The sequence below is a fragment of the Nocardioides sp. ChNu-99 genome (assembly GCF_029493445.1).
In the GTDB taxonomy this organism is placed as follows: domain Bacteria; phylum Actinomycetota; class Actinomycetes; order Propionibacteriales; family Nocardioidaceae; genus Nocardioides.
In genome coordinates this window covers 13702-28303 of sequence record NZ_JAHWBL010000010.1, presented here as the reverse complement: position 1 = coordinate 28303, position 14602 = coordinate 13702, and the positions used below count along the sequence as shown (strand labels likewise).

Here is a 14602-nt window from a genome sequence, read left to right as displayed (position 1 = left end):
CCGGGCCGGCGGCGGCGGGCGCCTCAGCCGCGCCCGGCGACGAGCGTCACGAAGATCGCGGTGCCGGGCAGCACCCGGCCGCGCAGCGGCGACCAGCCGGCCCAGGTCGCGTCGTTCGTCGCGGGCCAGGTCGGCTCGACGAGGTCGACGAGGGCCAGCCCGCTCGCGTGCAGCAGGCGCACCCACGTGCCGAGCGTGCGGTGGTGCTCGACGTACCCGACCTCCCCGCTGGCCTCGTCCACCTCGACGTACGGCGTCTCGTCCCAGTAGTCCTGTGAGGCGACGAGCCCCGCGGGCCCCGGCACGTCGGGGAACGCCCACCGCACGGGGTGGGTGAGGGAGAAGACGAAGCGCCCGCCCGGGCGTACCACCCGCGCCACCTCGGCGAGCGCGCGTCCGGCGTCGGCGACGAACGGCAGCGCGCCGTAGGAGGCGAAGGCCACGTCGAAGCTGCGGTCGGCGAACGGCAGGTCGGTGGCCCCGGCCTGCACGAGCGGTACGGCGGAGCCGAACGCCGCGTCGATGCGCCGCGCGTGCTGCAGCTGGCGGAAGGAGAGGTCCACGGCGACGGGGCGGCCGCCGCGGGCGGCGACCCACCGGGAGCACTGCGCCGCCCCGGCGCCGATCTCGAGGACGTCGCGGTCGACCACGTCGCCCAGCAGCGCCAGCTCGTCCTCGGTGCGGCCCTCCGGACCCCAGACGAAGCCGTCGTCGCCGAGGAACGCCCCGTGCTCGGCCTGGTAGTCGTCGGCGGAGCGGTCCCAGTCCGCGCGGTTGGCGCGTCGGCTGGTCGCGTCGTCGACGGGGCGGCGGTGGGCGAGGGTCACGACCGCGTCGTGGTCGGGCTCGTGGGGGTCCTGGTCGGGCACCGTCCCACCCTAGGCAGCGCTGCGGACCCGGTTGGACGCCGCGGGGAGCCCGGGCGTAGGCTCTTCCGAGCGCCAGAGGTCTGCCTGCGTCCCGGACGGAGTGGACCCGTGCTCGCTACTCGTCCCCGCGGTGGTCGTAGCCGCCCCGGGGGCAGTCATCACCGGTAGTGACGACTGACCGCTGTGCGTGCCCGACCGACCAACTGTCCACCGCAAAGGTTCCCCCTTCCACATGACGAGCAGCATCTCCACTCTTCCCGGTTCCGAGGCCCCGCAGGTCGCGATCAACGACATCGGTTCCGAAGAGGACTTCCTGGCCGCGATCGACGCGACCATCAAGTACTTCAACGACGGCGACATCGTCGACGGCACGATCGTGAAGGTCGACCGGGACGAGGTCCTGCTCGACATCGGCTACAAGACCGAGGGCGTCATCCCCTCGCGCGAGCTGTCGATCAAGCACGACATCGACCCGTCCGAGGTCGTCAAGGTCGGCGACCAGGTCGAGGCCCTGGTCCTCCAGAAGGAGGACAAGGAGGGTCGCCTGATCCTGTCCAAGAAGCGCGCGCAGTACGAGCGCGCCTGGGGCACGATCGAGAAGGTCAAGGAGGACGGCGTCGTCGAGGGCACCGTCATCGAGGTCGTCAAGGGCGGCCTCATCCTCGACATCGGCCTCCGCGGCTTCCTCCCCGCCTCGCTGGTGGAGATGCGTCGCGTCCGCGACCTGCAGCCGTACGTCGGCCAGACGCTCGAGGCGAAGATCATCGAGCTCGACAAGAACCGCAACAACGTGGTCCTGTCGCGCCGCGCCTGGCTCGAGCAGACGCAGTCGGAGGTCCGCCAGGGCTTCCTGACGCAGCTGCAGAAGGGCCAGATCCGCAAGGGCGTCGTCTCCTCGATCGTCAACTTCGGTGCGTTCGTGGACCTCGGCGGCGTCGACGGTCTCGTCCACGTCTCCGAGCTGTCGTGGAAGCACATCGACCACCCCTCCGAGGTCGTCACCGTCGGCGACGAGGTCACGGTCGAGGTGCTCGACGTCGACATGGACCGCGAGCGGGTCTCGCTGTCGCTCAAGGCGACGCAGGAGGACCCCTGGCAGCACTTCGCCCGCACCCACCAGATCGGCCAGATCGTGCCGGGCAAGGTCACCAAGCTGGTGCCCTTCGGCTCGTTCGTGCGGGTCGAGGAGGGCATCGAGGGCCTGGTGCACATCTCCGAGCTGGCCGAGCGCCACGTGGAGATCCCGGAGCAGGTCGTCCAGGTCAACGACGACGTCATGGTCAAGATCATCGACATCGACCTCGAGCGTCGCCGCATCTCGCTCTCGCTGAAGCAGGCGAACGAGACGGCTGCCGCGGCCGACGCCGACGACTTCGACCCGACGCTCTACGGCATGACCGCGTCGTACGACGAGCAGGGCAACTACATCTACCCGGAGGGCTTCGACTCCGAGACGGGTGAGTGGCTCGAGGGCTTCGACGAGCAGCGCGCGACCTGGGAGGAGCAGTACGCCAAGGCGCACGCTCGCTGGGAGGCCCACGTCAAGCAGCAGGCCGAGGCCAAGCAGGCCGACGCCGAGGCCGGCGAGGCGACGTCGTACTCCAGCGGCGGCGACGTCGTCGAGGGCGCGACCGAGGGCACCGGCGGCGGTTCGCTCGCCTCCGACGAGGCGCTCCAGGCGCTCCGCGAGAAGCTGACCGGCGGCGCGTGAGCCCGAGGTAGGGCCCGCGCCACCGGCGCACCGAACGACGCGAAGGGCGTCCACCCCCACGGGGGTGGACGCCCTTCGTCCGTCTCGGGGCGCGCTCGGCGCGGTGCGCGGGTGCGTCAGCGCCACCTCCCGGGCCCCGTGGGGTCGAAGACGTCCGCAGGGTGCGAGCGGGGGGCGCAGCCGCGGTCGTGCGCGACGGTGCGTCCCAGGGCGACGGCGAGCAGGATCAGCAGGGCGAGGGCGATGAGTGCGATGGTCATGGCAGGAATCGTGCTACCGACACTATCGCGCCACGAGTGGCAGTCATGCCGGGTTAGCGTGATTTCCTGCCACGCCGTGTGGCACGATGCCGGAGTGTTGACGAACGTGGCCGTGCTGGCCTACGACGGGCTCGCCCCCTTCGAGCTGGGCCTGCTGTGCGAGGCCTTCGGGGTCGACCGCACCGACGACGGGCTGCCGCCGATCGACTTCGCCGTGTGCGGTCCCCGCACCGGCCCCCTGGCGACCACCGTGCCCGGACTGTCCGTGACGGTCGACCACGGGCTGGAGCGGCTCGCCACCGCCGACCTCGTCGCCGTCCCCGCGCTCCCGCGCGACGAGCCGCCGGGGGAGGCCGTGCTGGAGGCGCTGCGCGCCGCCCACGACCGCGGCGCCCGCCTGCTGTCCGTCTGCTCCGGTGCGTTCGTCCTCGGGGCAGCGGGTCTGCTCGACGGCCGCGAGTGCACGACGCACTGGATGTACACCGACGAGCTGGCGTCCCGGTTCCCCCGGGCCAGGGTCGTCCCGGAGGTCCTGTACGTCGACGCGGGCCAGGTGGTCACGAGCGCCGGTACGGCGGCCGGTCTCGACGCCTGCCTGCACGTGTGGCGCCAGGAGCTCGGGTCGGCCGTGGCCGGCGTCGTCGCGCGCCGCATGGTCGTCCCGCCGCAGCGCGAGGGCGGGCAGGCGCAGTTCATCGCCCGCGCGGTGCCGGAGTGCACCGCGGAGACCCTGGGGCCGCTCCTCGCCTGGGTGGCCGAGAACCTGGACGCCGACCTCGGGGTCGAGGAGCTCGCCCGGCGGGCCCACATGTCGCCGCGGACCTTCGCGCGCCGCTTCCGCGACGAGACGGGCACGACGCCGCACGCGTGGGTGACCGCGCAGCGGGTGCGGCTGGCCGAGGAGCTGCTGGAGCGCACGAACCTGCCGGTCGAGCGGATCGCCGCCGACGTGGGCTTCGTCAACGCGGCCACCCTGCGCCACCACTTCACCCGCGTGCGCGGGGTCAGCCCGCAGCGCTACCGCCGCACGTTCGCGTGCGACGAGGGCGAGCGGGCCGCGACCGCCTGAGGCTCAGGCGCCGAGGTCGGTCACGACCTGCCGCAGCACGTGCTCGAAGTGGGCGTCGTGGTCGAGCACCGCGCGGTGCAGGTGCCCGAACAGCTCCAGCGAGACGGCGCCGACGAGCGTCGCCCAGGCGTGCAGCGACCGGGCGACGCTCTCCGGTGCCAGCGGCCGGTCCGTCAGGGTCGCCACGGGGGCGATGGCCGCCGCGGTGACCGCGTCGAGGTGCGCCGCGGGATCGGCGGGGCGGTCGGCCGCTCCCGGCACGGAGGCCGCGATGTCGAGCAGCACCCGGGTGATCCGGGTGGCGGGCGCCACGGTGTCGGCGGGTGCGACGTACCCCGGGACGGGGCTGCCGTAGAGCAGCGCGTACTCGTGCGGGTGCGCCCGCGCCCAGGCGCGGAAGGCGCGCCCGACGGCGACGAGGCGCGTGCCGGGGTCGACCCCCGGGCCGGCGTCGGCCTCCTCGGCGGCGGCGCCCAGGTCGTCGTACGTCCGCACGAGGAGCGCGGTCAGCAGCGTGTCCCGGTTCGCGAAGTAGCGGTAGACGGCCGAGGAGGCCATGTCGAGGTCGCGCGCCACCGCCCGCAGCGACAGGCCGGCCGGCCCCACCTCGGCGAGCTGGTGACGCGCGCTGTCGAGGATGGCGCGGGTCAGCTCGGCCCGGGCGAGGGCGCGGGCGGTGCGGCCGGCCGAGGGCGCGGGCCGGTCGCTCTGCTCGGACTGGTCGGTGGGGAGCGGGGGCACCCCGGCAGCGTAGCGGTCCTCGGAGCGCCCGACCACGACGAGAGCACTGCTCTTGCGCGAGGTCGCCGACCGTGGGACCGTTCCAGTGAGGGCAGAGCACTGCTCTCGACCTGGATCGGTGATCACGGAGGTGGGACGGTGGCGGGACACGTGGTGGTGGGCGCCGGGGCGGTCGGGCGCGCGGTCGCGGCGCAGCTGGCGGCGCGGGGCGAGGAGGTCCGGCTCGTCAGCCGGTCGGGGACCGGACCCGAGGTGCCGGGGGCGTGTCGCGTCGCGCTCGACGTCGCGGACGGGGAGGCGCTCGTGCGCGAGACCGACGGCGCCGTCGCCCTCTACAACTGCATCAACCCCCCGTCGTACGACGTGTGGTCGACGTGGTGGCCCCCTGCGGCCGCGGCGTTCCTGCGGGCGGCCGAGGAGACGGGCGCGGTGCTGGCGGTGACCGGCAACCTCTACCCGTACGGGGAGGTCGACGCCCCGATGGTCGAGGGGATGCCCGACGCGGCGACGGGCGCCAAGGGCGCGCTGCGGGCCCGGATGTGGGCCGACGTCCGCGAGGCGCACGAGACCGGCCGGCTGCGCGGGTTCGAGGTGCGGGGGTCCGACTACGTCGGGCCCGGCGTCGGCACGGCGCACGTCGCCCAGGTGGCGCCCCGGGCGCTGGCGGGCCGGCCGGTGCGCGTCTTCGGCCGCACGGACGTGCCCCACTCCATGACGGACGTGCGCGACGTCGCGCGCACGCTGGTGGCCGTCGTCGACCAGCCCGAGGCCCAGGGTCGCGTCTGGCACGTGCCGACCAACCCGGCGCGCACGCAGGCCGAGACCATCGCCGACCTGTGCCGGGCAGTGGGCCGCCCGCCCGTGCGCGTGCGGCCGTGGCCGCGCGCGCTCCTCACCGTCGGTGGCACCGTCGTGCCGCTGCTCCGCGAGCTGCGCGAGACGGTCCACCAGTTCGAGCGTCCCTACGTGCTGGACTCGACCGCCGCCGAGACCGAGCTGGGGCTGGCGCCCACGCCCTGGGACGAGGTGTGCCGCGCGAGCGCGGAGGCGGCCCTGGCCGGCCAGTAGGGTCGGCGGCGTGACGCAGGTCGAGATCACCGTCGAGGGCGTGGCGCACGCCGCGGTCCCGCCCGACCGGGCCACGGTGCACGCCCGGGTCCGCCGTACCGGCCCCGACGGCGCGCAGGTGCACGCCGAGGTCGCGCGAGCGGCGGAGCAGGTCGTGGCTCTCCTGCCGGCGGACGGGCCCGTCCGGTCGCGCTCGGTCGACGCCGTCGTGTCCGGCCGGGAGGACCGCTGGGAGCGCGAGGGTCGCGGTGCGGGCGACGCGCCGGTGCGCTACGCCCTCGTCGCGATCCGCGTCGAGCTGGACGACGCGGCCGCTCTCGCCCGGTGGGTCGCGCGGGCCTCCGACGTCGACGGGTTCGAGGTCGCCCACGTCGCGTGGACCCTGGTGCCGGAGCACCGGGCGGAGGTCCTGGCCCGGTTGCGGCGCGCCGCGGTCGCCGACGCCCGCGACCGCGCCGAGGGGTACGCCGCCGCGGCCGGCCTCGGCACGCCCCGGTTCGCCGCGCTCGCCGACGCGGGACTGCTGGACCAGGCGGGTGAGCGCGGTGCGTGGCGGGCCATGAGCAGCGTCCCCGGCGCGGGCCCGGGCTTCGCGCAGGCGCCCGTCTCCCCGGCCCCCGTCGAGCTCACCGTCCGCGTGCACGCGCGGTTCACCGCCACCGAGGAGGACGCATGAGGGAGGACGCATGAGGATCGGGCTGACCGGGGGAGTCGCCTCCGGCAAGAGCACCGTGGCCGCCGTGCTGCGCGAGCTGGGGGCGGTGGTCGTGGACTCCGACCTGCTCGCCCGCCAGGTCGTCGAGCCGGGTACGCCGGGGCTCGCCGCCGTCGTCGAGGAGTTCGGCCCGTCCGTGCTCGCCGACGACGGCACGCTGGACCGGGCCGCGCTGGGCGCGATCGTCTTCGCCGATCCCGACCGGCGGGTCGCCCTCGAGGGGATCCTGCACCCGCTCATCCGGGCGGCCGCCGCCGAGGTCGAGGCCGCGGCCGGGCCGGGGACGCTCGTCGTGCACGACATCCCGCTCCTGGTGGAGACGGGGCAGCAGGGTCGCTTCGACGCCGTGGTCGTGGTCGACGTCCCCGTCGAGGTGCAGGTCAGGCGGATGACGGGCGACCGGGGCTGGACGGAGGCCGACGCCCGCGCCCGCATCGCCGCGCAGGCGACGCGGGAGGAGCGGCTCGCGGTCGCCACCCACGTCATCGACAACACCGGGACGCGCGACGACCTCCACCAGCGTGTGGTGGAGGTCGTCGGCGAGCTGGGGCGGGTGCCCGGGTCTTGAGGACCCGGGCGGACCGGGCCGGGGTCAGGCAGCCAGGTCGGGGTCCGCGAAGCCGCGCAGCTTCTGCAGGGCCTCCCGCTCGAGCTGGCGCACGCGCTCGGCCGAGATGCCGTGCTTGGTGCCGATGTCGGCCAGCTTGTGCTGGCGGCCGTCGGCCAGGCCGTAGCGCGAGCGGATGATGTCGGCGGAGCGGTCGTCGAGCAGCGCGACCAGCGTGTTGAGCCGGTCGCGGGACTCCACGTCGAGCACCGTCAGGTCGGGGCCGGGCGAGGTCTCCTGCGCCATGAGGTCGCCGAGCGAGGTGTCGCCGTCCTCGTCGACGGGGGAGTCGAGGCTCACGTGCTCGCGGCCCCACGAGAGCAGGTCGGTGACGCGCTCCATCGTCATGCCGAGCTCGGTGGCGATCTCCTCGGGCTCGGGGTCGCGGCCCAGCTGGCGCTCCAGGGTGCGGCGGGCGCCGCTGACCTGGTTGAGCTCCTCGACCACGTGCACGGGCAGCCGCACGACACGGGCCTGCTGCGCGATGCCGCGGGTGATGGCCTGGCGCACCCACCAGGTGGCGTAGGTGGAGAACTTGAAGCCCTTCGCGTAGTCGAACTTCTCGACCGCGCGGATCAGGCCCGTGTTGCCCTCCTGGATCAGGTCGAGCATCGGCATCTGCGAGCGGCCGTACTTGCGGGCGATCGAGACGACCAGGCGCAGGTTGGCCTGGATGAACGTGTCGATGGCGCGCTGGCCCTCGGCCGCGAGCCACTCGAGCTCCTCGCGGTTGGCGGACTTCGGTGCGCCGCCGCCGCGGCGGCCGACCCGGCCGATCGCCAGCAGGTGCTCGGCGTACAGGCCCGCCTCGATCGTCTTGGCCAGCTCGACCTCGGTGATCGCGTCGAGCAGCGGCGTACGGGCGATCTCGTCCAGGTACAGGCCGACGCTGTCGCGACCCTCGATGTCGCGGTCCCCGGTCGCGCGTCCTGCTGCCTTCGTGGTGCGTGTGGACATCTGACCCGCCTCCTCGTCGGTGCGGCGTCGGGTGGTACGCCGCACGTGTGGTGTAACTGCTTCGGCGCGGCGGGGATTCCCGATGGGATGGGGTCCCCCCGCCGCGCGTCTCACCAGTACCCGACGAGCGGGAATCCCTGCGAGTTGCACAGAACCAGTAATCTCAGGGACTTCTCAGTCCTCGCGGGGAGGTCTCAGTCTTCGAGGGGAGCACGCTCCGCGAGGCCCATCCGGTCGAGGATCCAGGCCAGGCTGAAGGCCCGGTCGTGCCACGACTTGTAGCGGCCCGAGACCCCGCCGTGGCCGGCCGACATCTCGGTGCGCAGGAGGAAGTCGCGGCGGCCCACGGCGGTCGCCCGCAGGCGGGCGACCCACTTCGCGGGCTCGACGTACAGCACCCGCGTGTCGTTGAGCGACGTCTCCGCGAGGATCGGCGGGTAGTCGACGGCGGCGACGTTGTCGTACGGGGCGTAGCCCGCCATCCGGGCGTAGGCCTCCGGGTCGTCCTCCGGGTTGCCCCACTCCTCGTACTCGCCCACGGTCAGGGGCAGCGACGAGTCGAGCATGGAGGTGAGCGCGTCGACGAACGGCACGTCGGCCACGATCCCGGCCCACAGCTCGGGCGCCTGGTTGGCGACCGCGCCCATGAGCAGCCCGCCGGCGCTGCCGCCCTCGGCGACCATCCGGTCGGGGGTCGTCCAGCCCTCGGCGACCAGGTGGCGGCCGCAGGCGATGAAGTCGGTGAAGGTGTTCTGCTTGTGCTCCATCTTCCCGGCGTCGTACCACCGCCGGCCCATCTCGCCGCCGCCGCGCACGTGCGCGATGGCGAAGACCGCGCCGCGGTCGAGCACCGAGAGGCGCGCCACCGAGAAGTACGGGTCCACTGACACCTCGTAGGAGCCGTACCCGTAGAGGTGCAGCGGCGCGGGCGTGCCCGCGGCGACGGCGTCGGCGACCTCGCGCCGCGCCACCAGCGAGATCGGCACCTGCTCGCCGTCGTCGGAGGTGGCCCACAGGCGCTGCTCGACGTAGTCGGACGGGTCGTAGCCGCCGAGCACCGGGGTGCGGCGCAGCAGGTGCCGCTCGCGGGTGCGGACGTCGTAGTCGTAGACCGACGCCGGCACGGCCAACGTCGTGTAGCCCAGCCGCACCACCGGCTGGTCGAACGCCGGGTTGCTGCCCGTGTCGATGGTGTGGACCGCCTCGTCGAACGCGACGAGGTAGTCGTCCCCGACGCCGCTCGGCGCGGCGTCGTCGAGCTCGAGGATGCGCAGCTGGGTGAGGCCCTCGCTGCGCTGGTGGACGACGAGATGCCCGGCGAAGGCCTCGACGGCCTCGAGCCGCACCGCCGCGTCGTGGGCGAGCAGCGGGCGCCACGCGGCGCGCGGGGTCGGCGCCACCGGCGCGGTCGCGACCGCGAAGTCGGGCCCGTCGGCGTTGTGCAGCACCAGGAACACGTCCTCGCCGCGCAGGCGGGCGTGCTCCACGCCGTACTCGACACCCTCGACGCGGGGGGCGAACAGCTGGAGACCGGCCGCGGGGTCGTCGAAGTCGAGGAAGCGCACCTCGCTCGTCGTCTTCGACCCGGTGAAGACGAGGAGGAACCGGTCGGTGCGGGAGCGGCCGATGCCGGTCCAGTAGCGGGCGTCGGTCTCGTGGAAGACCAGCTCGTCGTCGGCCTGGTCGGTGCCCAGCACGTGGCGCCAGACCTTGTCGGGGCGCCAGGTGTCGTCGACCGTCGTGTAGTAGAAGGCGTCGGAGTCCCGGTTCCAGGTGACGCCGCCCAGCACGCCGGTCAGCTCGTCGGCGAGCAGGTCGCCGGTCGCGAGGTCCTTGACCCGCACCGTGTAGCGCTCGTCGCCCACCGTGTCGGTGGCGTGGGCGAGCAGCGTCGTGCTGGGGCTGATCGAGGAGCCGCCGAGGGAGAAGAACTCGTGGCCCTCCGCCAGCTCGTCGAGGTCGAGCAGCAGCTCCTCGCCGGGCAGCGCGGGCTGGTCGGGAGCGCTGTCGGCCGCCGGCTGCGGGGGTGTCCAGTCGTCGGGGTCCGTGACCGCGACACGGCAGCTCGCGCCGTACTCCTTGCCCTCGAAGGAGCGCGAGTAGTACCAGTAGCCGCGGTTGCGGGTCGGCACCGACAGGTCGGTCTCCCGGGTGCGGGCCTTGATCTCCTCGAAGATCGTCGCCCGCAGGTCGGCGAGGTGCGCGGTGCGGGCCTCGGTCCACGCGTTCTCGGCCTCGAGGTGGGCGAGGACCTCCGGGTCGTCCTTGGCCCGCAGCCAGTCGTACTCGTCCCTGCGCTCGTGGCCGTGGTGGGTGGTCGTCACGGGCCGGGGCTCGGCGACGGGCGGGTGCTCGGGGACGCTCGAGGTCATGGGCCCGAGGCTAGTCGCGGGGTACGACGGCGCCGCCGCCGTCCTCCCCGCCGTCCTCCGCGTCCCGGTCGCGGGCGGGGGACGTCGGCCGCACCCAGGGCCGCAGCGCCGGGTCGTCGACGCGGAACGAGCGGACGGGCCCGGGCGGCGTCGCGGCGGTCTCGAAACGCACGGTGACGACGCCGCGGCCCGAGCCCCACACCCAGCCCCGGCCGTGCTCGTCGTGCTCCACGTCGGTGCCGGGCGCGTACGTCGTGTCGCTGCGGGCGCCCGCGCCGGCGGGGTCGTCGGCCGGGCCGGCCCCCGCCTCCGGGTCCGCGCCAGGGGCGGCGTGGGGGTCGGCGGCCGCGGCCGGCTCGTCGGGGTCGTCGGGGCCGGGCAGCAGGGTGCCGAAGAGGTCCTCCTGCACCCAGTCGGCCAGTCCCGAGACGCCGACGCCGAGCAGGCGCACGCCGTCGCGCAGGTCGGTGGTGGTCGCGAGCTCGGCCAGCAGCCGACGGGCGACGCGCGCGATGCTCGCGGCGTCGTCGACCGGCGACGGCAGGGTCGCGGAGCGGTTGAGCGTGGTGAAGTCGTGCAGGCGCACCTTGATCGTCACGGTGCGCCCCGACAGCCCCGCGTCGGCCAGGCGGCGCGCGACGCCGCCGGCCTGCCGGGCGAGGAGGTCGGCCATGACGGCGGTGTCACGCAGGTCGGTCTCGTAGGTGCCCTCGGCGCTCACCGACTTCGCCTCCCGCTCGGCGACGACCGGCCGCGGGTCGTGGGCGCGGGCCAGGTCGTGCAGCGAGCGGCCGTGGGCGTTGCCGACCTGGCGCACCAGCTCGTCGAGGCCGAGCCCCTCGAGGTCGGCGACGGTGCGCACGCCCGCGCGGCGCAGACGCTCGGCGGTGGCGGGCCCGACGCCGGGGATGACGGAGACGGGCATGGGACGCAGCAGCTCCTGCTCGGTCCCCGGCGCCACGACGACGAGGCCGTCGGGCTTGTCGAGGTCGCTCGCGACCTTGGCGACGAACTTGGAGGTGCCGAGACCGACCGACGCCGTCAGCCCGCCGGTGGCCTCCCGCACCCGGGTGCGCAGCTCCTCGGCGAACTCCGTGACGGCCGGCGTCGACAGGTCCCGCAGCGCGGGGTCCGTGGCGGCGGCGAGGTCGACGAACGCCTCGTCCATCGACAGGGGCTCGACGAGCGGGGAGACCTCGCGCAGCAGTCCCATGACGACGCCGCTGGCCTCGCGGTAGGCGTCGAAGCGCCCCCGGAGGTACGCCGCGTGCGGGCACCGGGCGCGCGCCTCCCGGGTCGACATGGCCGACCGCACGCCGAACACGCGGGCCTCGTACGACGCGGTGGCCACGACGCCGCGCCCGCCGGTGCCGCCCACGACGACGGGCTTGCCGCGCAGGGAGGGCTTGTCCCGCTGCTCGACGGCGGCGAAGAAGGCGTCGAGGTCGAGGTGCAGCACCGACGCGTGGGGCCGTCGGACGACGGGCCCGGGCGGAGGCGGCACGGACGGCGACACGCAGGGCACGCTAGCCGTTCCTCGTCCACAGCCCGGCGTCAGCCGCCGCTCCTCCACAGGCCGACGATCCCCGGGGTGGGCGTCCCGCGGGCCGGGGACCCCGGGAGGCATGACCGAACAACGCCGTACCGGCCCCCGACCCCTCCGCTCCGTCCCCGCGAGCGCCAGCCCGCCCGCCACCGACCCGCCCGTCGTACGCCTGCGCACGCCCGCCGACGTCCTGGCCGCCGTGCCGGTCGTGCTCGGCTTCGAGCCCGCCGACTCGCTGGCCGTGCTGACCTTCGGGGCGGACGGCGCGTCCGGGCGCCCGGGTGCGCCGGGCCGCAGTGGCATGCACCTGCGCATCGACCTGCCGGCCGACCCCCGCGACGCCAACCTCGTCGTCGACGCGGTCGTCGCTCCCTGCGTGCGGCACGGTGTCGGTGTGCTCGCCGCCGTCCTCTACACCGACGACGCCCCGCTCGCCACCGCCGTCGCCGACGCGCTGCGCGACCGCTGCTGGCAGGAGGGGCTGGGTCTCGCGGTCGCCGTCCGGGCGGACGGGCGGCGCTGGTACGACGCGGGCGCCGGGTCCGTCCCCACCGGGGCGGGCACGCCGTACCGCAACGACACCCACCCGGTGCGGACCCGGGCCGTGGTCGACGGCCGGGTCGTGCATCGCTCCCGGGCGGCGATGGCGGCGCAGCTGGCCCCGCTGCCCCCCGACCGGCGACGTGACGTCGCCGCCGCGGTCGTGCGCGAGCGCCGCCGGGTGCGTCGCGGCGAGGAGGCGGCGTGGGTACGGCGCACCGTGCTGCGGGCGCTGGAGTCGGGGGTCGAGCCGGCTGCGGCCGACCTGGCCCGGCTGCTCGTCGCCCTGGACGTCGGGGTGAACCGCGACGCCGCGTGGGCGGGGATGACCCGCCCGGACGCCCTGGCGCACCTCGACCTCTGGGTGCCCGCCCTGCGCCGCGCGCCGGAGGGGGCTCGGTCGGGCGTGGCGGCCCTCGTGGGGCTGTGCGCCTGGCTGCACGGTGACGGCGCCCTGGCCTGGTGCGCGGTCGACGTGTGCCTGGCCGAGGTGGCCGACCACGGCCTCGGCTGCCTCGTGCGGGACCTGCTGCTCACGGCGACGCCGCCGGACTGGTGGGAGGAGGTCGGCGCGGGGGAGCTGCCCTCGCCCGCCTGAGTGCAGGTGCCCCTGCGCGGGCGCCCACTACGCTCGCGGCCATGGGCGACGAGGTCGATCACCAGCAGTTCACCCGTGCCGACCGCACGCGGCACCGCGAGAAGGTCCGGCACTCCCTCGACGCGCTCGCCCGCATGCTCCGCGAGGACGCGTTCGAGGCCGACGACCCGCGCACCGGGCTCGAGGTGGAGCTGAACCTCGTGGACGCCGAGGAGCGCCCCGCGCTGCGGAACGCCGAGGTCCTCGAGGCCATCGCGCACCCCGACTTCCAGACCGAGCTGGGCCAGTTCAACATCGAGATCAACGTGCCGCCCGCCCGGCTCGCGCCCGAGGTCGCCGGGGGCCCCGGCGGGTTGACCACGTTCGAGGAGGGGCTGCGCCGCAGCCTCAACGACGCCGAGGCGGCCAGCGCGGCCGTGGGTGCCCACCTGGTGATGGTCGGCATCCTGCCGACGCTCGGCGAGGGCCACATGCGACCCGCCTCCTTGAGCCCGAACCCGCGCTACGCCCTGCTGTCGGAGCAGATCCTCGCGGCCCGCGGCGAGGACATCGAGATCGACGTGCGCGGCGTGGAGCGGGTGCGCAGCCGCACCGACTCGATCGTGCCGGAGGCCGCCTGCACGAGCACGCAGCTGCACGTGCAGACCGCGCCGGAGGACTTCGCGGCGTACTGGAACGCCTCCCAGGCCATCGCCGGGGTGCAGGTCGCGGTGGGGGCGAACGCGCCGTACCTGTTCGGGAAGGAGGCGTGGCGCGAGACCCGCATCCCGCTCTTCGAGCAGGCCACCGACACCCGCAGCGAGGAGCTCAAGGTGCAGGGCGTGCGGCCGCGGGTGTGGTTCGGCGAGCGGTGGGTGACGTCGGTGTTCGACCTGTTCGAGGAGAACGTCCGTTACTTCCCGGCCCTCCTGCCCGTCACCGAGGGGGAGGACCCGCTGGCCGTGCTGGAAGACGGCGGGGTGCCGGAGCTCACCGAGCTGCGGCTGCACAACGGCACCGTCTACCGGTGGAACCGGCCGGTCTACGACATCGCCGACGGCCGGCCGCACCTGCGGGTCGAGAACCGGGTGCTGGCCGCCGGGCCCACGGTGGTCGACACCATCGCCAACGCGGCGTTCTACTTCGGGCTCGTGCGCGAGCTCGCCACCGACGAGCGGCCGCTGTGGTCGCAGATGTCGTTCAGCGCGGCGGAGGAGAACTTCCACACCGCCGCCCAGCACGGCATCGACGCCCAGGTGTACTGGCCCGGCGTCGGCCAGGTGCCCGTCACCGAGCTGGTGCTGCGCCGCCTGCTGCCGCAGGCCCGCAGCGGCCTGCTCGCCTGGGGCGTGGGCACCGACGAGATCGACCGGCTCCTCGGGGTGGTGGAGCAGCGCTGCCTGCGCGGCACCAACGGTGCCGACTGGCTCGTGCGGCGGGTGCGGGCGGAGGGTGACGGCGTGCCCCGCGAGGAGGCGCTGCGCCGGGCGTCCGGCGACTACCGCCAGCGGATGCACACCAACGAGCCCGTGCACACCTGGGACGTCTGAGCCCCGAGGAGCGCCGGCCG

The 14602-nt window shown here is 74.8% G+C and carries 13 protein-coding genes; 7 read left to right on the top strand and 6 right to left on the bottom strand.

What is annotated here, in order from left to right:
- Positions 1–23 precede the first annotated feature (23 nt).
- Positions 24–869: a class I SAM-dependent methyltransferase gene (locus KK617_RS05495; protein WP_277498603.1), complete on the bottom strand. Its 846-nt coding sequence runs from the start codon at positions 867–869 to the stop codon at positions 24–26.
- Positions 870–1101: 232 nt separating this feature from the next.
- Between KK617_RS05495 and rpsA the strand changes: the two genes are divergently transcribed.
- On the top strand, positions 1102–2580 hold the full coding sequence (gene rpsA, locus KK617_RS05490; protein WP_277498602.1) for a 30S ribosomal protein S1: 1479 nt from the start codon (positions 1102–1104) through the stop codon (positions 2578–2580).
- Positions 2581–2696: 116 nt separating this feature from the next.
- Here the strand turns inward: rpsA and KK617_RS05485 are convergent, their stop codons facing one another.
- The gene (locus KK617_RS05485; protein WP_277498601.1) at positions 2697–2840 is read right to left on the bottom strand and encodes a hypothetical protein; all 144 of its coding nucleotides are present in this window, start codon (positions 2838–2840) and stop codon (positions 2697–2699) included.
- Positions 2841–2934: 94 nt separating this feature from the next.
- Between KK617_RS05485 and KK617_RS05480 the strand changes: the two genes are divergently transcribed.
- Entirely contained in the window at positions 2935–3909 is a 975-nt protein-coding gene (locus tag KK617_RS05480; RefSeq protein WP_277498600.1) for a helix-turn-helix domain-containing protein, read from the top strand.
- 3 nt (positions 3910–3912) lie between these two features.
- Here KK617_RS05480 and KK617_RS05475 read toward each other — a convergent pair whose 3' ends face one another.
- Positions 3913–4650: a TetR/AcrR family transcriptional regulator gene (locus KK617_RS05475; protein WP_277498599.1), complete on the bottom strand. Its 738-nt coding sequence runs from the start codon at positions 4648–4650 to the stop codon at positions 3913–3915.
- Positions 4651–4788: 138 nt separating this feature from the next.
- Between KK617_RS05475 and KK617_RS05470 the strand changes: the two genes are divergently transcribed.
- From KK617_RS05470 to coaE, 3 genes are read left to right on the top strand one after another with little or no spacing between them, the layout of a single operon-like run.
- Complete coding sequence (locus tag KK617_RS05470) at positions 4789–5718, top strand: NAD-dependent epimerase/dehydratase family protein (protein ID WP_277498598.1); 930 nt, start codon at positions 4789–4791, stop codon at positions 5716–5718.
- Positions 5719–5728: 10 nt separating this feature from the next.
- Positions 5729–6394 (top strand): SIMPL domain-containing protein, encoded by a 666-nt coding sequence (locus KK617_RS05465; RefSeq protein WP_277498597.1) that lies wholly within the window; start codon positions 5729–5731, stop codon positions 6392–6394.
- 10 nt (positions 6395–6404) lie between these two features.
- Entirely contained in the window at positions 6405–7001 is a 597-nt protein-coding gene (gene coaE / locus KK617_RS05460) for a dephospho-CoA kinase (RefSeq protein WP_277498596.1), read from the top strand.
- 24 nt (positions 7002–7025) lie between these two features.
- Here the strand turns inward: coaE and KK617_RS05455 are convergent, their stop codons facing one another.
- From KK617_RS05455 to KK617_RS05445, 3 genes are all read right to left on the bottom strand, one after another.
- The gene (locus tag KK617_RS05455; RefSeq protein WP_277498595.1) at positions 7026–7997 is read right to left on the bottom strand and encodes a sigma-70 family RNA polymerase sigma factor; all 972 of its coding nucleotides are present in this window, start codon (positions 7995–7997) and stop codon (positions 7026–7028) included.
- A 194-nt stretch (positions 7998–8191) separates the two neighbouring features.
- On the bottom strand, positions 8192–10369 hold the full coding sequence (locus KK617_RS05450; protein WP_277498594.1) for a S9 family peptidase: 2178 nt from the start codon (positions 10367–10369) through the stop codon (positions 8192–8194).
- 10 nt (positions 10370–10379) lie between these two features.
- Positions 10380–11885 carry a DNA polymerase IV gene (locus KK617_RS05445; protein WP_277498593.1) on the bottom strand — a complete coding sequence of 502 codons (1506 nt, stop codon included), beginning with the start codon at positions 11883–11885 and terminating at the stop codon, positions 10380–10382.
- Positions 11886–11994: 109 nt separating this feature from the next.
- Between KK617_RS05445 and KK617_RS05440 the strand changes: the two genes are divergently transcribed.
- Both KK617_RS05440 and KK617_RS05435 read left to right on the top strand, forming a co-directional pair.
- The gene (locus KK617_RS05440) at positions 11995–13053 is read left to right on the top strand and encodes a DUF4192 domain-containing protein (protein ID WP_277498592.1); all 1059 of its coding nucleotides are present in this window, start codon (positions 11995–11997) and stop codon (positions 13051–13053) included.
- A 41-nt stretch (positions 13054–13094) separates the two neighbouring features.
- The gene (locus KK617_RS05435) at positions 13095–14582 is read left to right on the top strand and encodes a glutamate--cysteine ligase (protein ID WP_277498591.1); all 1488 of its coding nucleotides are present in this window, start codon (positions 13095–13097) and stop codon (positions 14580–14582) included.
- The last annotated feature ends 20 nt before the right edge of the window (positions 14583–14602 follow it).

Excerpts from the sequence above, each read along its gene's own strand:
- coaE (WP_277498596.1), top strand. The coding sequence starts at position 6,405 with ATGAGGATCGGGCTGACCGGGGGAGTCGCCTCCGGCAAGAGCACCGTG.
- KK617_RS05435 (WP_277498591.1), top strand. The coding sequence starts at position 13,095 with ATGGGCGACGAGGTCGATCACCAGCAGTTCACCCGTGCCGACCGCACG.
- rpsA (WP_277498602.1), top strand. The coding sequence starts at position 1,102 with ATGACGAGCAGCATCTCCACTCTTCCCGGTTCCGAGGCCCCGCAGGTC.
- KK617_RS05485 (WP_277498601.1), bottom strand. The coding sequence starts at position 2,840 with ATGACCATCGCACTCATCGCCCTCGCCCTGCTGATCCTGCTCGCCGTC.
- KK617_RS05450 (WP_277498594.1), bottom strand. The coding sequence starts at position 10,369 with ATGACCTCGAGCGTCCCCGAGCACCCGCCCGTCGCCGAGCCCCGGCCC.
- KK617_RS05440 (WP_277498592.1), top strand. The coding sequence starts at position 11,995 with ATGACCGAACAACGCCGTACCGGCCCCCGACCCCTCCGCTCCGTCCCC.
- KK617_RS05455 (WP_277498595.1), bottom strand. The coding sequence starts at position 7,997 with ATGTCCACACGCACCACGAAGGCAGCAGGACGCGCGACCGGGGACCGC.